The sequence below is a fragment of the Sabulicella glaciei genome (genome assembly GCF_026183895.1).
In the GTDB taxonomy this organism is placed as follows: domain Bacteria; phylum Pseudomonadota; class Alphaproteobacteria; order Acetobacterales; family Acetobacteraceae; genus Roseococcus; species Roseococcus glaciei.
The window spans coordinates 1-18,475 of record NZ_JAPFQI010000007.1; the positions used below are offsets into that span (position 1 = coordinate 1).

Annotated in this window: 19 protein-coding genes; 7 read left to right on the plus strand and 12 right to left on the minus strand. The window is 69.1% G+C overall.

What is annotated here, in order from left to right; all coding sequences use genetic code 11:
* Window positions 1-216: 216 nt before the first annotated feature.
* Both OF850_RS10715 and OF850_RS10720 read left to right on the plus strand, forming a co-directional pair.
* Entirely contained in the window at window positions 217-720 is a 504-nt protein-coding gene (locus tag OF850_RS10715) for a GNAT family N-acetyltransferase (RefSeq protein WP_301590076.1), read from the plus strand.
* A 146-nt stretch (window positions 721-866) separates the two neighbouring features.
* Window positions 867-1,739 carry a class I SAM-dependent methyltransferase gene (locus OF850_RS10720; RefSeq protein ID WP_301590078.1) on the plus strand — a complete coding sequence of 291 codons (873 nt, stop codon included), beginning with the start codon at window positions 867-869 and terminating at the stop codon, window positions 1,737-1,739.
* A 643-nt stretch (window positions 1,740-2,382) separates the two neighbouring features.
* Here the strand turns inward: OF850_RS10720 and OF850_RS10725 are convergent.
* Window positions 2,383-4,437, minus strand: a complete 2,055-nt coding sequence (locus tag OF850_RS10725) for a calcium-binding protein (protein ID WP_301590080.1) — start codon at window positions 4,435-4,437, stop codon at window positions 2,383-2,385.
* Window positions 4,438-4,934: 497 nt separating this feature from the next.
* Between OF850_RS10725 and OF850_RS10730 the strand changes: the two genes are divergently transcribed.
* Window positions 4,935-5,483, plus strand: coding sequence for a YgaP family membrane protein (locus OF850_RS10730; protein WP_301590081.1), 549 nt, complete (start codon window positions 4,935-4,937; stop codon window positions 5,481-5,483).
* Window positions 5,484-5,506: 23 nt separating this feature from the next.
* Window positions 5,507-5,914, plus strand: coding sequence for a hypothetical protein (locus OF850_RS10735; protein ID WP_301590082.1), 408 nt, complete (start codon window positions 5,507-5,509; stop codon window positions 5,912-5,914).
* Window positions 5,915-5,979: 65 nt separating this feature from the next.
* Here OF850_RS10735 and OF850_RS10740 read toward each other — a convergent pair whose 3' ends face one another.
* Window positions 5,980-6,408 carry an SRPBCC family protein gene (locus OF850_RS10740; RefSeq protein WP_301590084.1) on the minus strand — a complete coding sequence of 143 codons (429 nt, stop codon included), beginning with the start codon at window positions 6,406-6,408 and terminating at the stop codon, window positions 5,980-5,982.
* 300 nt (window positions 6,409-6,708) lie between these two features.
* Between OF850_RS10740 and OF850_RS10745 the strand changes: the two genes are divergently transcribed.
* Window positions 6,709-6,939, plus strand: a complete 231-nt coding sequence (locus OF850_RS10745) for a hypothetical protein (protein ID WP_301590085.1) — start codon at window positions 6,709-6,711, stop codon at window positions 6,937-6,939.
* Window positions 6,940-6,944: 5 nt separating this feature from the next.
* Here the strand turns inward: OF850_RS10745 and OF850_RS10750 are convergent, their stop codons facing one another.
* Window positions 6,945-8,132: an aminotransferase gene (locus OF850_RS10750; protein ID WP_301590086.1), complete on the minus strand. Its 1,188-nt coding sequence runs from the start codon at window positions 8,130-8,132 to the stop codon at window positions 6,945-6,947.
* 266 nt (window positions 8,133-8,398) lie between these two features.
* Between OF850_RS10750 and OF850_RS10755 the strand changes: the two genes are divergently transcribed.
* Window positions 8,399-8,737, plus strand: coding sequence for a P-II family nitrogen regulator (locus OF850_RS10755; protein ID WP_301590087.1), 339 nt, complete (start codon window positions 8,399-8,401; stop codon window positions 8,735-8,737).
* 123 nt (window positions 8,738-8,860) lie between these two features.
* Window positions 8,861-10,285 carry a type I glutamate--ammonia ligase gene (glnA, locus tag OF850_RS10760; protein WP_301590088.1) on the plus strand — a complete coding sequence of 475 codons (1,425 nt, stop codon included), beginning with the start codon at window positions 8,861-8,863 and terminating at the stop codon, window positions 10,283-10,285.
* A gap of 256 nt (window positions 10,286-10,541) precedes the next feature.
* On the opposite strand, the gene OF850_RS10765 is transcribed toward glnA, so the two are convergent.
* Genes OF850_RS10765 through ccoN form a run of 9 tightly spaced genes read right to left on the minus strand, consistent with a single transcriptional unit; the run spans window position 10,542 to window position 18,417 of the window.
* Window positions 10,542-10,712: a hypothetical protein gene (locus tag OF850_RS10765; RefSeq protein WP_301590089.1), complete on the minus strand. Its 171-nt coding sequence runs from the start codon at window positions 10,710-10,712 to the stop codon at window positions 10,542-10,544.
* Window positions 10,713-10,715: 3 nt separating this feature from the next.
* Window positions 10,716-10,877 carry a cbb3-type cytochrome oxidase assembly protein CcoS gene (ccoS, locus tag OF850_RS10770; protein WP_207537599.1) on the minus strand — a complete coding sequence of 54 codons (162 nt, stop codon included), beginning with the start codon at window positions 10,875-10,877 and terminating at the stop codon, window positions 10,716-10,718.
* Window positions 10,877-13,171 (minus strand): heavy metal translocating P-type ATPase, encoded by a 2,295-nt coding sequence (locus tag OF850_RS10775; RefSeq protein ID WP_301590091.1) that lies wholly within the window; start codon window positions 13,169-13,171, stop codon window positions 10,877-10,879. Before OF850_RS10775 ends, ccoS begins: the two co-directional genes overlap by 1 nt.
* Window positions 13,168-13,629 carry a FixH family protein gene (locus tag OF850_RS10780; RefSeq protein ID WP_301590092.1) on the minus strand — a complete coding sequence of 154 codons (462 nt, stop codon included), beginning with the start codon at window positions 13,627-13,629 and terminating at the stop codon, window positions 13,168-13,170. Before OF850_RS10780 ends, OF850_RS10775 begins: the two co-directional genes overlap by 4 nt.
* On the minus strand, window positions 13,626-15,113 hold the full coding sequence (ccoG, locus tag OF850_RS10785; RefSeq protein ID WP_368044686.1) for a cytochrome c oxidase accessory protein CcoG: 1,488 nt from the start codon (window positions 15,111-15,113) through the stop codon (window positions 13,626-13,628). The genes OF850_RS10780 and ccoG overlap by 4 nt, the downstream gene beginning before the upstream one ends.
* A gap of 12 nt (window positions 15,114-15,125) precedes the next feature.
* Window positions 15,126-15,992: a cytochrome-c oxidase, cbb3-type subunit III gene (gene ccoP / locus OF850_RS10790; RefSeq protein WP_301590093.1), complete on the minus strand. Its 867-nt coding sequence runs from the start codon at window positions 15,990-15,992 to the stop codon at window positions 15,126-15,128.
* 7 nt (window positions 15,993-15,999) lie between these two features.
* A complete protein-coding gene (locus tag OF850_RS10795; protein ID WP_301590094.1) occupies window positions 16,000-16,161 on the minus strand; it encodes a cbb3-type cytochrome oxidase subunit 3 in 162 nt (53 codons plus the stop codon).
* Window positions 16,162-16,171: 10 nt separating this feature from the next.
* Window positions 16,172-16,903, minus strand: coding sequence for a cytochrome-c oxidase, cbb3-type subunit II (gene ccoO, locus OF850_RS10800; RefSeq protein WP_301590096.1), 732 nt, complete (start codon window positions 16,901-16,903; stop codon window positions 16,172-16,174).
* Between the two features lie 14 nt (window positions 16,904-16,917).
* Window positions 16,918-18,417 (minus strand): cytochrome-c oxidase, cbb3-type subunit I, encoded by a 1,500-nt coding sequence (gene ccoN, locus OF850_RS10805; protein ID WP_301590097.1) that lies wholly within the window; start codon window positions 18,415-18,417, stop codon window positions 16,918-16,920.
* Window positions 18,418-18,475 lie beyond the last annotated feature (58 nt).

Consider the following 18,475-nt stretch of genomic DNA (forward strand, 5'->3'; position numbering starts at 1 on the left):
TGAGCAGGGTTTCGCCGTGTCCCGGCAGTCGGCCGATGCCGCAAAACTCCCGCAAGCCCTCCGCGAGGGCATCGCCTATGCCCTCTGCCATGCCGCCTGAATGGCCAAAGTCGAGCTCAGAGCCTGCTTCGGAATGCGCTCGGAACGTCTGGCCTGCCCGTTCTAGTGGACGCCAGGACCGGATACGCTCTGCCCACCGAGAACCAGGAAGGCGCCATGAGCCCCAGCTTCACGCTCCGGCGGCTCGGCGCCTCCGACGCACTGACATACCGCGACCTGCGCCTGCTGGGGTTGCGCAGCCATCCGGAGGCGTTCGGGGCGTCGTTCGAGGATGAGGCGGGTAGGACCGTTGAGTGGTTCGCGGAGCGCCTGGATCTCAACGTGGTGTGGGGCGGCTGGCGCGACGGTGATCCAGATCTTGCCGGAGTGGCGGCGCTGCACGTGAGCGGCGCCGCCAAAGCGAGGCACAAGGGCGTGCTGTGGGGAATGTTCGTCCGTTCGGAGGTCTGTGGAAGCGGCCTCGCGGCGGCCCTGGCAGAGCGCGTCTTGGCGCACGCGAAGGACGTGGTCGAGGAAGTTCGGCTCTCGGTCGTGGCGTCCAACGTGGCGGCGGTCCGGCTCTACACCCAACTCGGTTTCCGACCATATGGCGTCGAGCCAAGAGCCTTGAAGGTCGGGGGCGAATACCACGACGAGGTGCTGATGGCGCTTCGCTTCTGACCGCCACGCCGCAGGCCGCGCCACGCCCTCCCTTGTCGCAGGAAAGTTTCGAAGCAGGCTCTCGCCCTGCTAGCCTTCTCAACTCCTGGCGCCAGCGCCTCTGTGCGCGGATGCGCTGTCTTCGCGAGAAGGGTTGGAGGCATAGAATGTCCAGCGCATTATCCGCAATCAGCCGAATGAGCCGAGTGTTTCCTTTCGCACAAGATTGGAAGCGCCAGGTCAAGGCGCAGGTGATCGTCGAGTGTGTTTTCCAGGATCTCGACCTGTTCGTGCCGAATTCGCGCGGAGCCTCCGCCATGCTTGCGGAGCACGGCTTGATTTCGGCGCGCCGCACATTCCCTCTTCTGGCTGATCTCGCGGCACGGATTTCGCCTGGAACCGCGGTGATGCAGACGGCAGAAGAGTTCTGTGCCAGCGAACGTGGCCGGAGGAACGCGGAACGCCTGAAGCGCCTCTTCGACGAGCATGGCAGCGATAAGGGTTCGATGAACGGCTACCACCCGGTCTACGGGGAACTTTTCGCCCGCTTCCCGGACACCGCAAAGGTGCGCCATCTGCTTGAGATTGGAATAGGCACGCCCAACGTCACGCTCGTTTCCCACATGGGAGAGGACGGCAAGCCCGGCGCCTCGCTCCGCGCCTTCCGCGACTTTCTTCCTGACGCGCAAGTTCGAGGGGCCGACATAGACCGTGCCATCCTCTTCCAGGAAGACCGGATCACGACCCATTTCGTCGACCAGCGTGACCTTGGGTCCTTCGCGGAACTACGCTCGCTGGGGGCCGAAGCGCCTTATGACATCGTTATCGACGACGGGCTGCATGCGCCGGATGCCAATATCGGCGCGATCCTTTTCGCGCTTGACGTGCTTGCCCCGAATGGCTGGCTTGTCGTCGAGGATCTCAAGGAAAGCGCCCTTCCCGCCTTTCAGGTGATCCGTGCCGTGCTGGAGCACGCCTACGACACGAATCTCATCAAAGCTGGCTCGGGGTACCTGCTGCTCGCTACGCGACGGAACTGATCTTCGCTTCCGTCCGTCTCGCTGAGCGGGTCATTTTCGAGGGCCGTGTCTGTGTCTCTCGCGACTGCGCGTCGTCAGCCGGTCTTGTGCGCCGGCAAGACGAACGGGGGTTTCCGGACAGTGCGCAGCCCAGTCGTGCATCAGCGCGACAAGGCGCGGGAGATCGACTGCAGCCGCGATCGTGCCGGTCGCCAGTGTGGGGCTAGGCTGGCCCGTCGCGAACCGGCAGTTCCGCCACGTTGCTCGCCCGCCGGTTGCGCATCACTCCGTCCAGACAGAACGCGTTGAAGCGGATCGTCCTGAACCGTCCCGCTGGCCATGTGGTCGCTTCTTCACTCGTGATGCCCGGTTCGCAGAAACTCGGAACACAGTGCGGGAAGGAGAACGGCACATGTCCTGCGATCTCTCAGCACGCCACGCCCGTCCAGCGGCGATACACGGCTCCTCCCGTTCAGGAAGCCCGCGCCAAGCGCCGCGTCGTCAAGATGTCATCGCGGACGCCCAGATACGTCCCCGTGCGGGACCCCTGCCCGGGTCGGCGGCTCGTCGTGCTGACCGGATGATGTGCGCGCAATGGTGCGGCCCTTGCACGCCGAGCGCCAGGAAGCCGGGCCCCGTTTTGCGGGGCCCGGCGGGTGTTGCGTCACAGGAAGGAGAAGTCCTTCTGGGACAGCATGGAGGCCTTGATGCCGTCCATCTGGATGGCCATGTCGGCGAGGCCATCGCCGTTCACGTCGAGCTGCATGGTCGAGGTCGCGTCGTTGAAGCGGGCCTGGGTGAAGCCCAGCTTGGTGAAGCCGTTCGCACCCAGCCACATGAAGTTCTTGTGGCCCAGCCCCTCGAAGGCCAGAAGGTCCTGGCCCGGCTTGAAGTCGGTGATGCGGTCCGGCGCCGCCAGCATGGAGTCCAGCGTCGAGGTGAACACGAACCGGTCCGGCCCGCCGCCGCCGGTCATCCGGTCCTGGCCCAGCCCGCCGACGATCACGTCCGCCCCACCGCCGCCGGTCAGGTAGTCGTCGCCGTCCCGGCCCTCGAGCCGCGTCGCCGTGTTGCCGGTGGCCTTGATCTGGTCCGTGCCCGAGTTGCCGATCACCAGCTCCGTGTTGGACACGGTGACCGAGTTGGTGCCGGCCGCGAGCTTGAGCTGGTCCCGCCCGCCGCCCAGGTCCACCACCATCCCGTTCACGGCCGCCATCAGCGTCACGGTGTCCGCCTGGGTGCCGCCCACCACGCGCTCGATCCCCTGGAGCTGGATCGTGTGCGACAGGTTGGGCGCCAGGATGACCGTGTCGACCCCCGTGCCGCCGATCACCGTCTCGACATTGGAGACGGTGACCGTGTTGGTTCCGTTGGCCAGCACCAGGCGGTCATTGCCGGCGCCGAGGTCGATGACGGCGTTGGTGGTGGCCGCGCCCAGCGTGACCGTGTCCGCCTGCGAGCCGCCCGTGATCACCTCCGTGTTGAGCACCGTCACCGTGTTCGGACCAGCCGAGGAGAGCGCAAGGGCATCGCGGCCCTCCCCCAGATCCACGGTGATCCCCTTCGCCACGCCAGGGAGGGTGATGATGTCGTTGCGGGGAGTGCCGATGGGCTTTGAACCATCCACCGGGCCCGGAACGGGTGCCGGAGCCGGAACGGGTGCCGGAGCCGGAGTGGGCTCCGGAGCCGGCGTTGGCGTTGGCGTTGGAACAGGGACCGGCGTCGGCACAGGAACTGGCGCAGGTGCCGGTGCCGGAGCTGGTGGGGGCGCCGGAGTCGGCTCCGGGGCCGGGACGGAGGTGTGCGCCCATGGCGCCGAGGTGTCGAAGGCCGGCTTGGTGGTCAGCACCTTCGTCCCCGACATGGTCGCCGGACCGTCGGCATACTGCTTCGGCGAAAGCCCGAAGACGCTGTTGTCCTTCACCGTGGCGGTGACCGGCGTCGTGTTCCACAGAAGCTTCGAGGACGAGGAGCCAAGGAGGTTCGAGACCGTGTTGCCGCTGATCTCGATGCTGTTGCTTGCATGGAGGTTCTTCTCCACGCCGAAGGACACGATCACCGGATTGCCGGACTTGGCCCCCTGCTCGATCACGTTGTTCTGGATCTTCGCGCGGCCGCCATTGGGCAGGTCCACGCTGTAGGAGCCGTTACCCTCCCCCTCGGCGATGCGAGAATTCGTGATGGTGGTCTCGAGCGCGCGGCTCTTGATCTGGTGCCCCACCTTGGCATCGTGGAAATAGCTGTTGTCGATCTTCAGCGAGCCGATCTTGCCGACGTAGAGATTGTGGGTGCGCCCGTCGCCCACGCCGTTATGGCTGAACTCCGAGTTGCGGATGGTGATGCTGCCCGCGGTGTTCGAGGCCGTGAGGATGCCGTTCTCGTTGTGGTGGAAGTAGCTGTCCGTGATGGTCAGGTGGCCCGCCTGGTAGCGGATGCCGGCCCCGTTCCCATCGGGAACCTTGGTGCCGGAGAACTCCAGCCCCTTGATGGTGACATCGCTGTTGGTGACCAGGATGGCCTTGCCGTTCGGCGGCGCCGCGGTGGCCACCATCTTCACCATGCCACCCACGCCCTGGAGGGTGATCTTCGTGTTGATGGTGGCGAAGTCATTCTTATAGGTTCCGGCATCGATCGAGATGACGTCCCCGTCACGTGATGCGGCAATGGCACCAGAAATCGTCGAGAACTGCTTGCCCTGTCCAACAGTCAAATTCGCCACTCTCAGGCCCCCCCGAACTTTCAGGAAATGAAGACCGGCCTTTAAGCCAAGCCCGAAACCCATGGCAACCCATCTAATTCCTAGGTATGAATACCCAGTGCTGGGCGGGGCGGGGGCGATGCCGAAAGCATAGTTGGCGGTCAATCGGTCATATTTGGCTGCGATCAAGCCGACGCTTCCGCATGTCGCACCAAGTCTTCCTGGGTCATGCGCCGCCGGTGCGTCGGTCGCGCGTGGCAGCGTGGTCGGCGCGGAGTCCAGCGCCGTGCTCAGCGCACTCGCGCATGCGCGGAACTCGCCGGTGGAACTGGCCGAAGCGGCGATAGGCGCCTTGGTGCTGACTTCATGCGTGCGCGCCTTTTCCGCTGCCTCGCGCTCATGCAAGCGGGTGCCTCGTCCACCCAGGTCGCGCGGGAGCCATGCAGTACCGCATACTGTCCATTGGGATCGCGCCAGGATGCGGGAGTGTCCCGGGCCAGTCGGCGTTCATCCGGCGCATGTCGGCCGACAGCGGCATGTTCCGCTTCGTACCCGGAAGGATGCGCCCTGCCGTGCAGGTGTCGCAGAACAACCGGGACTTCGTGTCACGAGGTACGACCGTCAGATCCAGCCCAGCGCCATCGCCCTATCGCACCTGCCGCTTGCAGACGCATGACGTGAAGCTGGTCGGCACCTTCACCTTCTCCGTGGGTGCCGCCTTCGGATCTGGCGGCCGGGCACGCCGCATCTGGCGCGAGGGCCGGAATGCCGGCGCCGAACAGGACCGCCGGCGTCGCCGAGAAAGGACTTGCTGGCCCCCACAACCCGCCACCATGCTCGATCCCCCGTGGGAGGCTCAGGAAATGACCGTGGAGCGGACGATCCTTCTTGTGGTTGGCGTCGTCGTGCTGGGCAGCGTGCTGCTTGCGGCCCTGCATGACATCCGCTGGCTGTGGCTCACCGGCGCCATGGGCGCGCATCTGATCCAGGCTTCCTTCACCGGTCTGTGCCCCGTGGTGATGGCGCTCAAGCGGCTGAACCTCCCCTCCCGCGCCGGCTTCGCCTGAACCAGGCCGCCGGAGGCCGCTCCGTGCGGGGCTTCCTGGGCGCGCTCAAGCATGCCGTGGTTCTGGCGCCGCTCCTGGGCTTCTACCAGTACTTCCGCGACTTCATCCCTGGCGCCGGACCGCAGGGGGGCGAGGCCATTTTCCTGCTGATGCTGCTCTATGCCCTCGTCCTGCTCGCGATCGCGATGCGGAGCGGGGTCAGGCTGCTTCGGGTGCGCCGCCAGATCGGGCTGCGCCGCGCGCTGCTGGGAGGCATCGGCGTGATCGGGGCCACCTTGCTCGTGATCGTGCTCGGCTTCTGGCTCGTCCACGACATCTCGCTTGCCCCATCCGGCCTCGGCGCCACCGAGGTCGCGCTCAGGCTCCTGCTGGCCGCGGCCCTGTTCTATGGGGCCAATCTATGGGCAGGGGCGGTGGCGCGGGTCCGATGACCTGACGCCGACTGGGGAGCGGAACCCCTCCTGCCACCGTATGCAGACGGCAGCCGGACGGGCACTCAGATGTCCGGGTCCTGCGTGGCGCTGTGGCCGTAGGCACGGCTCGAAACATCGGCGGTGCGCAGATCCGGGTCGCCGCCCCCCGCGCGCTCGAGATGCGACTTCAGGCTTTGCAGCGCGGCCTCGGCGCTGAAGCGGGCGGCGTCCTCCGGCGTCTCCGGGCCGGTCGGGTCGGCGGCTGGGGCGGTGTCGCGCTGGAGGTGCAGGATCAGCCGCGTCACCCCGTCCACTTCCTGCACCCGCCATTCCCCGGCCGGGTCGAAGGACCAGCGCACCGTTCCGGCGGAGCGGTCGCTTTCCAGCCCACCTTCCGGCAGTTCCGTGTCGTCGCGGCGTAGGTGCGTCAGCCAGTCGCGCAGATGGGCGGGGTCGGCCAGGTAGGCGAAGACCTCGGGGGCCGGGCGGGCGATGGTGATCTGCTGCTCCATCCCCGCGCAACGTGACGCGGAGGAGGCGGTTGCGGCTGCGCGGAGGCCACGAAGCCTCGCCCATGGCTCCAGCGGTCCTCAGCGCACCACCTAGAAGGCCGCGCGGCTTCCCCGTGTTCCGGGGCCCTGTCCTGCGGTGCTCCGACCCCCCGATACGTCACGCTCAGGCACCGCGCCAGGCCGCCGGGACGAAACCTTCCCTTTTTTGCAAAGCACGGTCAAACTTTCGACACGGTCTGCCATTCAAGAGGAATGGCGGGAAAAGCGACACCGGAACGCCGTCGGGCGGCCCGAACATCCATGATCAGCGGCGGCCGCATCGTGGCCGGCGGCGTTTCCAACGGCTGCGTGGTGCTCGACATGTCCATCCACGGCGCCCGCATCCACCTTCTGGACCCTGATCCGGCCCCGGAGAAAGCGGTCCTGCACCTGCCGGGCGGCGTCGTCCGCAAGGCCTGCCGCCGGTGGCAGCGCGCGGACGTGGCGGGCTACGAGTTCTGCCGGGAAGCAGAGGCGTCCGACGCCGCCTGAGGCCCCTACCCCGCTTCGCGCCGGTCGCCGCGCTGCGCGACCCAGGCGCCGATGCGCGCCAGCGCCTCGCGCAGGACGGCTTCGTTCTTGCAGAAGGCGAAGCGCGCGTAGTGGTTCGGCGCGTCCGGCCCGGCATAGAAGGCGGTGACAGGGATGGCGGTCACCTTCGCTTCCTCCGTCAGGGCGCGGCAGAAGGCCACGTCATCCCCCGCGAAACCGACCGAGCGGATGTCGGCGGTGACGAAGTACGAGCCCTGGGCCGGCAGCACGGCGAAGCCCAGCCGCGCCAGCCCCTCGGCCAGCAGGTCGCGCCGGGCCTGCAACTCGCCGGACAGCGAGGCGAAGTAGCCATCATCCTTCGCCAGCCCAACCGCCACGGCGCGCTGCAGGTTGGGCGGGGTGGTGAAGGTCAGGTTCTGGTGCGCCTTGGCCACGTTGGGCTGCAGCGTGGCGTCGCAGGTGACGTAGCCGACCTTCCAGCCCGTCAGGCTGAAGGTCTTGCCCGCGCTGCCCACGCGCATGCAGCGGGGGCGCATCCCGGGCAGGGTCATCAGCGGGATGTGCTTCCAGCCGTCATAGGTCAGGTGCTCGTACACCTCGTCGCACACGGCATAGGCGTCGTGGCGCTCCAGCAGGTCGGCGATGAAGGCGAGTTCCGCGGCGGTGAACACCTTGGAGGAAGGGTTCATCGGCGTGTTGAGCAGGATCGCCTTGGTCTTCGGCCCGAAGGCGGCGGCCAGCTCGGCGCGCGGCAATTCCCACTTGGGTGGCGACAGGCGCACCAGCTTCGGCACGGCGCCCAGCAGGCGCACCACCGGCAGGTAGGTGTCGTAGAGCGGCTCCAGCAACACGCACTCGTCGCCCGGGTTCAGCACGGCCATCAGGCAGGCGGTGATGGCCTCGGTGGCGCCGGAGGTGACGACCACCTCGCGGTCCGGGTCCACCTCGATCCCGTAGAAGCGGCGGTTCGCCTCGGCCACGGCACGGCGAAGCTCGGGCACGCCGGTCAGGGGCGGGTACTGGTTGCGGCCGTCCTTCAGCGCGGCCGCCGCGGCCTCGATCACGTCCTCCGGCCCGTCATAATCCGGGAAGCCCTGGCCGAGGTTGATCGCCCCGTGCTGCACCGCGAGGGCGGACATCACCGTGAAGATGGTGGTGCCGGTGGCGGAAAGCAGGTGGTTCTGGGGCTGCATCGGATCGGAAACCTTCAGGCGCGGCGGAGGCCCCTATTCTGGGGCGGGGCGACCCGGCCGGCAATGCCTGCCCAAGCCGCAGGCATCCTGCCGCGCTTTCAGGCGGTGCCACGCCTGGCCCCCCCTGATTCCCCCGCCCGGCCATGATTGCGCCCCCCGCCGCCACCATGCCAAACACCAATCCGGACCTGGGGCGGCACGCATCGCGCCGGGCCGCAAGGAAACCAGCGGGCCGACCACCGCCTGCGCCAGACACGACGGATGCGATGAAGAAGATCGAGGCCATCATCAAGCCCTTCAAGCTCGACGAGGTGAAGGATGCGCTGCACGAGATCGGGCTTCAGGGCCTCACCGTCATCGAGGCGAAGGGCTTCGGCCGGCAGAAGGGCCACACCGAGCTTTATCGCGGCGCGGAGTATGTCGTGGACTTCCTGCCCAAGGTGAAGATCGAGGTGGTCTGCGCCGATGACATGCTGGACCGCGCGGTGGAGGCGATCACCGCCGCCGCCCGCACGGGGCGCATCGGCGACGGCAAGATCTTCGTGTCCGACATCGCGGAGGTGATCCGCATCCGCACCGGCGAACGGGGCGAGGACGCCGTCTAAGGCACGGACGGCACGAGTTCAGCCGCGAACCGTCCCGGTGCGTCCCGGGACGGAAGCGTGGCGGCCGCGCGGCGCGAAGCGGCGGCGAAGCATTCAAGGACGCAGCAACGGGATAGAGACAGCATGGCGATGAATTCCTCCGAGGCCGTCTCCAAGGTCATGGACATGATCAAGGAGAACAGCGTGGAGTACGTGGACTTCCGGTTCACCGACCCGCGCGGCAAGTGGCACCACACGGCGCAGCACGTCTCGACGATCGAGCCGGAGATGTTCGAGGAAGGCATCATGTTCGATGGCTCGTCCATCGCCGGCTGGAAGGCGATCAACGAGTCGGACATGATCCTGATGCCCGACGCCTCCTCCGCCTGCATGGATCCCTTTGCCGCGAAGCCGCAGATGATCCTGGTCTGCGACATCTACGAGCCGTCCACCGGCCAGCGCTACAACCGCGACCCCCGCTCCACCGCCAAGAAGGCCGAGGAGTACCTGAAGAGCACGGGCATCGGCGACACCGCCTTCTTCGGCCCCGAGGCCGAGTTCTTCGTGTTCGACAACGTAAAGTTCGGCACGGGCGGCAATTTCGGCATGTTCCAGCTCGACTCCATCGAGGGTCCGGGCGCGTCCATGAAGGACTATCCCGAGGGCAACATGGGCCACCGCCCGGGTCTGAAGGGCGGCTACTTCCCGGTGAACCCGGTGGACTCGGAGGTGGACCTGCGCGCCGAGATGCTCTCGACCATGATCGAGATGGGCGTCGAAGGCGAGAAGCACCACCACGAGGTGGCGCAGAGCCAGCATGAGCTGGGCACGAAGTTCGGCACGCTGGTCCGCCAGGCCGACCACATGCAGATCTACAAGTACGTGATCCACAACGTCGCGCACAGCTACGGCAAGACCGCGACCTTCATGCCGAAGCCGGTCTATGGCGACAACGGCTCGGGCATGCACGTGCACCAGTCCATCTGGAAGGATGGCAAGCCGGTCTTCGCGGGCAACGGCTATGCCGACCTGTCCGAGATGGCGCTGTACTACATCGGCGGCATCATCAAGCACGCCAAGGCGCTGAACGCCTTCACCAACCCGTCCACCAACTCCTACAAGCGCCTGATCCCAGGCTTCGAGGCGCCCGTGCTGCTGGCCTATTCGGCCCGCAACCGCTCCGCCTCCTGCCGCATCCCCTACGCGACGAGCCCGAAGGCGAAGCGCGTCGAGGTGCGCTTCCCCGACCCGACGGCGAACCCCTACCTCGCCTTCGCGGCGATGCTCATGGCCGGGCTCGACGGGATCAAGAACAAGATCCACCCGGGCGACGCCATGGACAAGGACCTGTACGACCTCCCGCCGGAGGAGCTGAAGGGCATCCCGACCGTGTGCGGCAGCCTGCGCGAGGCGCTGGGCGCGCTGGAAGCCGATCACGACTTCCTGCTGGCCGGCGACGTGTTCAGCAAGGACCAGCTCGAAAGCTACATCGAGCTGAAGTGGAGCGAGGTGTATCGCTTCGAGCACACCCCGCACCCGGTCGAGTTCGAGATGTACTACTCGGTTTGACGGAAATTGGCCGGCGCCCCTCGGGGCGCCGGTTTTTTTGTGCCCTCAGGCGCCGGGCGCCGCCTCCGGCGGCTTGGCTTTCGCCGCGCCCCGGTCGCATGGGCTGGGCTGTCGGTCTGGCGGCGCCGGCCGCGTTGCGGCCGGATGGCCAGCAGGGGTGCGCTGCTCTCCTCCATCAGGCCCGTGCCGCGCGGCCACGAAGCATCAGCGCTTGGTCCCCGCCGCGAAACCCGCGAAGCGGGCCACGTTGAGAGGCTCAGTGCGCCTCGTTCGCGTCGTAGTGCCGCTTCACCACGCCATAGGCCATGACCAGGCCGAACAGCGCCATCAGCCCCCCGAAGGTGGCGAGGTAGCCCTCGGCCGCGGCGGTGGTGAACAGGCCCAGCAGGGCGATCAGCGCATAGAAGACCAGAAAGAAGGCAGGCATGGGTCAGCGTCCCTTTCGCGGGGTTTCGGTGTCGTCGAACAGGATGCGAGCGGCGGCGCCGTCCAGATCCTCGTACTGGCCGGAGCGCATGGCCCACAGGAAGCCGAGCAGCCCCAGCCCTCCCAGGAACAGCGCCACCGGAATCAGGTAGACCAGGATGTCCATCAATCCGTCCTCCCGGCGCGGAGCGAGTTGCCGATGACGATCAGCGAGGAGGAAGCCATCACCAGCGCCGCGATCAGCGGCGTGGCATAGCCCGCGATCGCCACCGGCACGGCGACCGCGTTGTAGAGGAAGGCGAAGCGGATGTTCTGCCGCGCCAGGCGCTGCGCCCGGCGCGCCACGCCGATCGCCTCGGCCAGCGGCAGCAGCCCGCCGCCGCGCAGCACCACGTCGCTCGCCGCCTGGGCGAGGTCGGTCCCCTCGCCAGGCGCGGCGCCGACATGGGCGGCGGCGAGGGCGGCCGCGTCGTTGATGCCGTCGCCCACCATCAGCACGCGCCGCCCTTCCTCGCGCAGGGCGGCGATGCGCGCAGCCTTGGCCTCGGGTGTCGCCCCGGCGGTCCAGTCGGCGATGCCGGCCTCGGCGGCGATGCGCGCCACCACGTCGGCGCCGTCGCCGGACAGGAGTTCCACGGAAAGCCCGGCGCGGCGCAGCGCGGCGACCGCCTCCTTCGCGTCGGCGCGCAGCCCGTCCTCGAAGCGGAACGTGACCGGCGTATGGCCCGGGCGGGTGAAGTGCAGCGCCATGCCCCCGGCGTCGGGGACGCCGCAGAAGGCGGCGGAGCCGAGCCGCGCGCCTTCCGCCTCCATGCCCCGGCCGGGATGCTCCACCACCCCCAGGGCCGGCCGGGCGCCGGGACAGGCGCGGGACAGCGCGATGGCGAGGGGGTGGCGGCTGGCCGCGGCCAGGGCGGTGGCGGCGTCGAGGTCGGCCGCGACCCACGCGCCGGGAAGGAGGCGCGGCTTGCCCTCGGTCAGCGTGCCGGTCTTGTCCAGCACCGCGTGGTCGGCGGAGGCGAGGCGCTCCAGCGCCGTCTCGCTCGCCACCAGCACGCCGCGGCGGAACAGCGCGCCCACGGCGACGACCTGCACCGCCGGCACGGCGATGGCGAGGCCGCAAGGGCAGGTGATGATCAGCGCCGCGACGGCCGGCACCAGCGCGTCCTGCCAGGAAGCGCCGCCCAGCACCATCCAGCCGAGAAAGGTCAGCAGCGCGACGACATGCGCGACCGGGACGTAGGAGCGGGCCGCCCGGTCGGCGAGCGAGGCCCAGCGGCCACGCGCCTGCTCCGCCCGCTCCAGCAGCCGCGCCATGGCGGCGAGCGAGCCGTCGGCGGCGGCGGCGGTCACCCGCGCCACGAAGGGCGCGCCCATGTTGACCGCGCCGGCCGGCAGCGCCTCGTCGCGCGCGAAGGAGCGCGGCAGGCTCTCGCCCGTGGTGGCGGCGGTGTCCAGCAGCGCCCCCGCGTCCTCCAGCGCCGCGTCCAGGCGCAGCCTCTCGCCGGTCGCGACCAGGATGCGCGCGCCGGGGCGGACGCGGTCCACCGGGACGGGATGCGCCTCGCCCAGGACGGAAACGCTACCATCCTGCAGGGCCAGGAGTTCGGCGACGGATTGCCGCGCCTTGCGCCGCGCCGCGCGGTCCAGCACGCGGCCCGCCAGCATCAGCGCCAGCAGCGCCGTGGCGCCGTCATACCAGGTGTAGTCGCCGTTCCGCAGCGTCTCGGAGAGCGACATGGCGGTGGTGAGCAGGATGCCCAGCGACACCGCGCAATCCATGTTGAGCCGCCCGGCGCGCAGCCCGGCCCAGGCCGACCGGAAGAGCGGGATGCCGGCCACGGCGACGGTCGGCAGGCCGATCAGCGCCGCCAGCCAGTGCATGAGGTGGCGGGTCTGCGGCCCCATATCCTCGCCGCCCGCCCAGACGGCGACGGAAACGAGCATGACGTTCATCGCGCCGAAGGCGGCGATGCCCAGGGCGCGCAGCATCTCGCGACCTTCCGCATCCTCCGTCGCCCGCATGCAGGCCGGCGAGAAGGGGGCGACGCGGAAGCCCAGCCGCGCCACGAGGCCCACGAGGTGGTTGGCGCGCTCCGCCTCGCCTACCCAGGTGAGGACGAGGCGGCGCGTGGACAGGTTGGCGCGGGCGCGGCGCACCTCCGGCTCGGCGGCCAGCGCCTGCTCCACCAGCCAGATGCAGGCGCCGCAGGAAAGGCCGGCGACCATCAGCTCCAGCGTCCAGGCGCCCTGCCCTTCCGTGCGCGCCAGGGGGGCGAAGTCGATCTGCGGCGCCTCGGCGGGTCGCATCTCGCCGATGGCGGCCTCGCGCCGGCGGTAGAAGGCGTCGAGCCCCAGCCCGGCCACCAGCGCATGCGCGCCCTCGCATCCGTCGCAGCAGAAGCTCGTCGGAGAAGGGGCGCCGCAATGGGCGCAGACAGGGGCGGCGACGATGTTCACGGCAGGACGAGGCGATGCCGGATGTCGAGATGGCGCCCGTCGCCGGTGGAAACGCGGCCGCGCAGCTCCCACTGGCCGGCGCGCAGCGCTTCCGGCAGGGCGAGGGCGAAACGCCCGCGCGCGGCGGCGGCGCCGAGGGCGACGCGCTCGCCATCCAGCGGGCGCAGCAATTCCGCCTCGAGGAGCCCGCTGACGGGAATGCCCGCGGCATCCGTCACCGTGACGGCGACGTCGCCGCCCGACCGCGCCACGCGGGCCGTCCAGCCCAGCGCGTCCTGGCGGCGGCCTTCCTCGATCACGTGGTTGTAGGCGCGGCCGCGGTCATAGGCGCGGCCGGTGGTGACGCCGGTGAAGGTGCCGACCGCGGAGGTGATCAGCACCGCATTCACCGCCACCACCACGCCCATGCCGCCGACGAAGACCCAGGGGATCCAGCGGCTCTTGCGTTCGGTGCTCATGGGCGGGGTCCCAGGAAGGCCGAGGTGGCGCTGGCCTGGACGCGGCCCTCTGCGTCCAGCAGGCGGAAAGTGACCTCCACGCGCTCCGGGAGGTGGAGGGTGGGCGGCGCGGAAACAAAGGCACGGTAGGAGGCGATGGCGTCCGGCCGCGCGTGCAGCAGGGGCCGTCCCTGCGGGTCATGTGGCGCCTCGGGTACCATCAGCGAAAGATCCGCAGGACCACGGATCTCGAGGGTCAGGGTCCCGCCCTCGCGCAGCTTGTTGGCGAGCTTCAGCGTGTAGGCGTTGCGGATGCCGCCATCGGACAGGCGCACGAAGAGCGGCGCGCGGTCGGGCAGCACCGAGATGGTCAGGGTCTCGCGCATCACCCAGGCCCCGAGCATGACCGCGGCCACCGCGCCGAGCGCGCCGGCGTAGATCAAGGTGCGGACCCGCAGGAAGCGGGGCGCGGTGCGCGCCGCCATCCCGGCCGCGCGGCGCGCCGGGCCGGGCTCCATGCCCTTGGTCGCGGCGGCGGAGGCGGCGAGGTTGGACAGGGTCTCGAAGGCAATGAGCCCCTTCTCGCGGCCCAGCCTGCCCATCACGTCGTCGCAGGCGTCGATGCACAGGCCGCAGCCGATGCATTCGAGCTGCTGCCCGTCGCGGATGTCGATGCCGGTGGGGCAGACATGGACGCAGGCCTTGCAGTCCACGCAGTCGCCCGCCGTCGCGTCGCTGGGCTTGCCGCGCCGCTCGCCGCGCCATTCGCGGTAGGAGACGACGAGCGAGTTCTCGTCGAGCATGGCGCCCTGGATGCGCGGCCAGGGGCACATGTAGGTGCAGACCTGCTCCCGCGCGCCGCCGGCCAGCAGCCAGGTCGTGCCGGTGAACAGGGCGAAGAAGCCATAGACGGTGAGGCTGGCCTCGCCGGTCAGCATCTCGCGCGTGACGGTGGGCGCGTCGTTGAAGTACATGATCCAGGCGCCGCCGGTGGCCATGGCGATGGTCAGCCAGGCGGCGTGCTTGGCCGCCTTCTTGCGCCACCACGCCGCGTCGCGCGGGCCGGCATCCAACTTGATGCGGGCGTTGCGGTCGCCCTCCACCTTGCGCTCGACCCACATGAAAAGGTCGGTCCAGACGGTCTGCGGGCAGGCGAAGCCGCACCAGACGCGGCCGAAGAGCGAGGTGGCGGCGAAGAGGCCGATCGCGGCCAGGATCAGCAGGCCGACGAGGTAATAGACCTCCTGCGGCCAGATCTCGATCGGGCCGAGGAAGAGGCGCGCATGGGCCATGTCCGCCAGCACCGCTTGGTCGGGCACGCCCGGCCCGCGGTTCCAGCGCAGCCAGGGCACGGCGTAGTAGAGGCCGAGCAGCAGGAACAGCACCGTCCACTTGGCGCGCCGCACCGGCCCGGAGACCGCGCGCGGCTGCACCTTGACGTGGGAGGCGTAGAGGGAGGGCGTCGCCGCCGCCTCGCCCTTCCGTTCGGCCTGCATCATGCCCATGGCGCGGCTCCCTTACTCGCCGCCGCCCAGCGAGTGGACGTAGAGGGTGAGCATGTTCACCACCGCCGGGTCGAGGCGCCCCTGCCAGGAGGGCATCACGCCCGCGCGGCTATAGGCGATGGTGCGCACCACCGCGGCCTTGTCGCCGCCAAACAGCCAGATGCGGTCGTTCAGCCGCGGCGCGCCCATGTCGCGGTTGCCTTCGCCGCGCTCGCCATGGCAGCTCGCGCAGTTCTCGCTGAACAGCGCCTCGCCGCGTCCCGCCGCCTCGGCATTGGTGGCGCGGCCGGTGAGCGACAGCACGTATTCGGCGGTGTCGTTCACTTGGGCAGCGGTCATCATGCCGGTGGACAGGAAGGCCGGCATGGCGATGCCGCGCTGGTCGTCGCTTTCCCCGGCGCGGACGCCATGGCGGATCGTGTGCTGGATCTCGTCCAGCTTGCCGCCGAACAGCCAGTCATCGTCGGCCAGGGACGGGAAGCCCGGCGCCCCCTGCCCGCCCGCGCCGTGGCAGCCGGCGCAGGCGTTGTTGAAGGCGCCGCGCCCGCCCGCCAGGGCGAATGCGCGCATCTCCGGATCGGCGGCGATCTCGGCAGGGCTCGCCTCGCGCAGCCGCGCCAGCATCGGCTCGATCCGCGCGCGCTCCGCCGCCATCTCGGCCGGAAGCGCCCCGCGCGCCGTCCAGCCCGACAGGCCGGTGAGGCCGCTGACCGGGATGGCGGGGTAGATCACCACCCAGACGAGGGCGAAGACGACGGTGGCGTAGAAGGTCCACAGCCACCAGCGCGGCATCGGGGTGTCCAGTTCCTTGAGACCGTCCCACTCGTGGCCCGTGGTCATCTGGCCCGAGATGGCGTCCTTCTCGATCTTGGTCGGCATGGTCGGTTCAGCCTTTCTCAGCCCGGTCGTCGTCGCGCAGGATCATCTTGCCCCGCTCCTCCCAGGTCTTCTTTCGCGTCGGCCACAGCACCCAGACCAGGATCCCGCCGAAGAGGACGAAGAACCAGGCGACCCAGAGGCTGCTGAACAGGGATTGCAGCTCGTGCATGGCGCCGTCCTCACTGCTGCCGCAGCTGCTCGGGCGTCACGTCGCGGAAATCCACGAGGGTGCCGAGCATCTGCAGGTAGGCGACGAGCGCGTCCATCTCGGTGACGCGCTGCGGGTTGCCGTCGAAGGCGGCCTGGCGGGCCCGGGCGTAGCGGGAGGAGAAGCCGCTCGCGTCCATGTCCGGCCGGGCCTGCGCCTCGAGGTCGGCGCGGGCATTCGCCACCATCTCCTCCGAGTAGGGCACGCCGAGGGCGCGCTGCGCGCGGAGGTGCGCCTCGATGCCGCTGTAGTCGAGCGGGCGGTCGAGGAAGGCGTAGGCGGGCATGACCGTGTCCGGCACCAGGTCGCGCGGGGCGCGCAGGTGCGCGGCCTGCCAGTCGTCCGAGTAGCGGCCGCCGACGCGCGCCAGGTCGGGCCCGGTGCGCTTGGAGCCCCACTGGAACGGGCGGTCGTACATGCTTTCCGCCGCCAGCGAGTAGTGGCCGTAGCGCTCGTTCTCGTCGCGGAAGGGGCGCACCATCTGGCTGTGGCAGGCGTAGCAGCCTTCGCGCACGTAGATGTTGCGGCCCATCAGCTCCAGCGGGGTGTAGGGGCGCACGCCCTGCACGCGCTCGATCGTGCTCTCCACCGTGAAGAGCGGCACGATCTGCGCCAGCCCGCCGATGGAGACGGTGATCAGGGTGAGCACGCTGAGCAGGATGACGTTCCGCTCGATCGTGCCGTGGGTGAACTTCTTGAGCATGGGTCCTGCCTCGCTCACTCGGCCGGCACGGGCTGGGCGGCGGGGGCGGCGACGCGCGCCTCCTCCACAGACTCGCCGGCGGTGATGGTCTTGAAGACGTTCCAAGCCATGAGGAGCGCGCCCGAGAGGTAGAGGAGGCCGCCCATGGCGCGGATCACGTAGTAGGGGTGCATGGCCGCGACCGTCTCGATGAAGGAGTACTGGAGGAAGCCCAGCTCATCGTAGGCGCGCCACATGAGGCCCTGCATGATGCCGGACACCCACATCGCGGTGATGTAGAGGACGATGCCCAGCGTTGCGAGCCAGAAGTGCCAGGCGATCAGCGCCTCGCTCCACATCCGCGCGCGCTTCCACAGCACCGGGATCAGCCAGTACAGCGCGCCGAAGGTGATGAAACCGTTCCAGCCCAGCGCGCCGGAATGCACGTGGCCGATGGTCCAGTCCGTGTAGTGCGACAGCGAGTTCACGGCCTTGATGGACATGACCGGGCCCTCGAAGGTGGACATGCCGTAGAAGGCGACCGCGGTGACGCTGAAGCGCAGCCCGGCATCCGTCCGCAGCTTGTCCCAGGCGCCCGAGAGGGTCATGATCCCGTTGATCATCCCGCCCCAGCTCGGCATCCACAGCATCACCGAGAACACCATGCCCAGCGTCTGCGCCCAGTCGGGCAGCGCGGTGTAGTGCAGGTGGTGCGGGCCCGCCCAGATGTAGAGGAAGATGATGCTCCAGAAGTGGACGATGGACAGGCGGTAGGAATAGACCGGTCGCTGCGCCTGCTTGGGGATGAAGTAGTACATCATCCCGAGGAAGCCCGCGGTCAGGAAGAAGCCCACCGCGTTGTGGCCGTACCACCACTGGATCATCGCCCCCTGCACGCCGGCCGGCGCCGCGTAGGAGAAGGTCGAGGTGATCGCCAGCGGCAGGGAGACGTTGTTGCCGATGTGCAGCAGCGCGACGGTGATGATGAAGGCGAGGAAGAACCAGTTCGCGACGTAGATGTGCGGCTCCTCGCGCCGCATGATCGTGCCCGCGAAGGCCAGCAGGTACATCACCCACAGCACGGTCAGCCACAGGTCGGAGAACCACTCCGGCTCTGCGTATTCCTTGCCCTGCGTGACGCCGAGCACGTAGCCCAGCGCGGCGGTGACGATGAAGAACTGGTAGCCCCAGAACAGCCACCACCCCATCTCCTCGCCGCCCCACATCCGCGCGCGGCAGGTGCGCTGCACGATGTAGAGCGAGGTGCCGAGCAGGGCGTTGCCGCCGAAGGCGAAGATGACGGCGGAGGTGTGGACGGGGCGCAGCCGGCCGAAGCTGGTCCATTCCAGCCCGAGGTTCAGCGCCGGCCAGGCGAGCTGGGAGGCGATGACGACGCCCACCAGGAAGCCGACGATCCCCCAGAACATCGTGGCGATGGCGAAGGCGCGGATGGGGGCTTCCACATAGGCCACCTCCGTCCTCGGTCGTGCCGCCGCCCAATCCCCCGGGCTGGCGGCCATGCTCGCGCTGGCCATGCGAAACTCTCCTCGTCCTTCAGGCCCGGGGCGCAATCCGCCCCGCAGGCGGCTCATG

Bases quoted from the DNA above. Each gene is read 5' to 3' on its own strand.
- ccoG (WP_368044686.1), bottom strand. From the start codon at position 15,113: ATGGGCATGATGCAGGCCGAACGGAAGGGCGAGGCGGCGGCGACGCCC.
- ccoN (WP_301590097.1), bottom strand. From the start codon at position 18,417: ATGGCCAGCGCGAGCATGGCCGCCAGCCCGGGGGATTGGGCGGCGGCA.
- OF850_RS10730 (WP_301590081.1), top strand. From the start codon at position 4,935: ATGTCGGCCGACAGCGGCATGTTCCGCTTCGTACCCGGAAGGATGCGC.
- OF850_RS10740 (WP_301590084.1), bottom strand. From the start codon at position 6,408: ATGGAGCAGCAGATCACCATCGCCCGCCCGGCCCCCGAGGTCTTCGCC.
- OF850_RS10765 (WP_301590089.1), bottom strand. From the start codon at position 10,712: ATGCCTGCCTTCTTTCTGGTCTTCTATGCGCTGATCGCCCTGCTGGGC.
- OF850_RS10715 (WP_301590076.1), top strand. From the start codon at position 217: ATGAGCCCCAGCTTCACGCTCCGGCGGCTCGGCGCCTCCGACGCACTG.
- ccoO (WP_301590096.1), bottom strand. From the start codon at position 16,903: ATGCTCAAGAAGTTCACCCACGGCACGATCGAGCGGAACGTCATCCTG.
- OF850_RS10780 (WP_301590092.1), bottom strand. From the start codon at position 13,629: ATGAGCACCGAACGCAAGAGCCGCTGGATCCCCTGGGTCTTCGTCGGC.
- OF850_RS10755 (WP_301590087.1), top strand. From the start codon at position 8,399: ATGAAGAAGATCGAGGCCATCATCAAGCCCTTCAAGCTCGACGAGGTG.
- OF850_RS10745 (WP_301590085.1), top strand. From the start codon at position 6,709: ATGATCAGCGGCGGCCGCATCGTGGCCGGCGGCGTTTCCAACGGCTGC.
- ccoS (WP_207537599.1), bottom strand. From the start codon at position 10,877: ATGGACATCCTGGTCTACCTGATTCCGGTGGCGCTGTTCCTGGGAGGG.
- glnA (WP_301590088.1), top strand. From the start codon at position 8,861: ATGGCGATGAATTCCTCCGAGGCCGTCTCCAAGGTCATGGACATGATC.
- OF850_RS10795 (WP_301590094.1), bottom strand. From the start codon at position 16,161: ATGCACGAGCTGCAATCCCTGTTCAGCAGCCTCTGGGTCGCCTGGTTC.
- OF850_RS10720 (WP_301590078.1), top strand. From the start codon at position 867: ATGTCCAGCGCATTATCCGCAATCAGCCGAATGAGCCGAGTGTTTCCT.
- ccoP (WP_301590093.1), bottom strand. From the start codon at position 15,992: ATGCCGACCAAGATCGAGAAGGACGCCATCTCGGGCCAGATGACCACG.
- OF850_RS10750 (WP_301590086.1), bottom strand. From the start codon at position 8,132: ATGCAGCCCCAGAACCACCTGCTTTCCGCCACCGGCACCACCATCTTC.